2 protein-coding genes and 1 pseudogene are annotated in these 1566 nt (G+C 57.3%); 1 reads left to right on the top strand and 2 read right to left on the bottom strand.

What is annotated here, in order from left to right; genetic code table 11:
• Window positions 1–73 precede the first annotated feature (73 nt).
• Together BG842_RS18715 and BG842_RS31955 are read right to left on the bottom strand one after the other, a co-directional pair.
• A pseudogene (locus tag BG842_RS18715) lies at window positions 74–555 on the bottom strand (chemotaxis protein CheW).
• Window positions 556–623: 68 nt separating this feature from the next.
• Entirely contained in the window at window positions 624–833 is a 210-nt protein-coding gene (locus tag BG842_RS31955; protein WP_254663301.1) for a hypothetical protein, read from the bottom strand.
• Between the two features lie 215 nt (window positions 834–1048).
• On the opposite strand from BG842_RS31955, the gene BG842_RS31950 reads away from it, so the two are divergent.
• Window positions 1049–1189, top strand: coding sequence for a hypothetical protein (locus BG842_RS31950; RefSeq protein ID WP_254663300.1), 141 nt, complete (start codon window positions 1049–1051; stop codon window positions 1187–1189).
• The last annotated feature ends 377 nt before the right edge of the window (window positions 1190–1566 follow it).

Below are 1566 nucleotides of genomic sequence, written 5' to 3'. Positions count from 1 at the left end.
ATCGAGAGCTTTTGAAAGCGGGCAAAATAAATGCTCCCTTGTGATTATCACAGTTGATGATTTATCGATATTCTTAACTCAGGCTAGTAATCATTTTGTCAATATCGACCCAGATGATGAGGTCGAGACCGTTTTCGTCGTCGGGTCGCTTGATGATTCCCTGTGCGATTTGGTCGCGGATGCCGCGGGTGTCAAGGTTCTCCAGTTCGTCGCTGGTGTCGATGTGCTCCGGGGCGTGGGTCGTCACGTCGAGCACCTCGTCCACTCGAATCCCGATTTTCTGTTTGTCGTCGGGACGGTCCAGAACGAGAACGTCGTTCCCTCGCTCGTCGGAGGCGACGCTGAGGAACTCCTTGGGGTCGATGATGGCCGTCGTCTCTCCGCGAAGGTCCATGACGCCCTCGATGGAATCCTGTGTTCGGGAATGCGCGTGACTTTTTTCACCTCGACGATGCTGTCTACCTGCTCGATATCGATCGCGCACACGTCTTCGCCGAGTCGAAACTCCACGACTTGGGTTTCCCCGGCCGACGGATTCTGTTTCTGAACGCTCATAGTCAGTTACCGAATACATCGAACGACAATACATAAAACCTACTCCCGACTATCACGGCGGATAATCGCTAGCCGCTTTCCGGGGAAAAGACGATGCCATTCGCGTCCTGCATCGCTCGAAACAGGTCGGCGATGCTATCGTCGGGTGATAAGTCGTACGTTCCGAGAACACCACGGAAACACCGCGACGGGTACCGGACGCGAACGTTCGACTCCATCATGAGAATGCCGAGCACGTCCTCGACGGGCATGCTCGGTTCGACTTGCTGGCGTACCACATGAGAAGGTTGTCGAAGACGGTTCCAATGTCATCCGAAAACATCCGCTGATGGTTGATTTCGTCCTCGGCCTTCGCCGTGATGTGAAACCCGTATCTGGACGCCACGTCACCAACGTCGTCTTCGAGCCATTCGCGACGTCTTGGGAATCGATGTTGGGTTCCCCGTCCGATGGCGCGGATTGACTCGGACTGTCCGGTGACGACGCCGGGTCGATGGCGGGCGGGGAGTCCGTCGCTGACGGCGATTTCTTCGGACTCGCCGGGTCGACACCGGGGTCCGCGTCGGCGGTCGGTTCGCCGGTCGTCACTGGCCCCGGGTCGTCGGCACGGACGGCCTCCCGGACGCGCCGATGACGAACCGGCCATCGTCCAGCGCGACGACGTTCTCGCTGTCCTCGATGTCGAGTTCTTCGGGAGAGATGACCTTTCGGCCCTCCGGTCAAATCGTCCCGCGCTGGACTCATTGCCCACGCCTACCACGGCTCGTTACATAAAATCACGGCAGTTTACCTCGGTGAGAATACCTCTCCAAGAAACGACTATTCCGACCAATTTCGACGATTGTCGTAGGATAATTTTATTATCGTCGAATGTCTGGACCAGCATACCAACATGAGTGTCCAAACAACGCCTCTCGCACCGTTGCCGGACGAACTGGATTCGCCGCGCCAAACTGGTCTATCTCTCGCTCGCGACGACGGGCGGGGCGACGCTCGACGAACTCCAGACGG

Origin of the sequence: Haladaptatus sp. W1 (assembly GCF_001723155.1) — an archaeon.
Taxonomy (GTDB): Archaea; Halobacteriota; Halobacteria; order Halobacteriales; family Haladaptataceae; genus Haladaptatus; species Haladaptatus paucihalophilus.
Note: the sequence above shows the minus strand (reverse complement) of the source record. Positions and strands in the feature narration are given on the sequence as shown.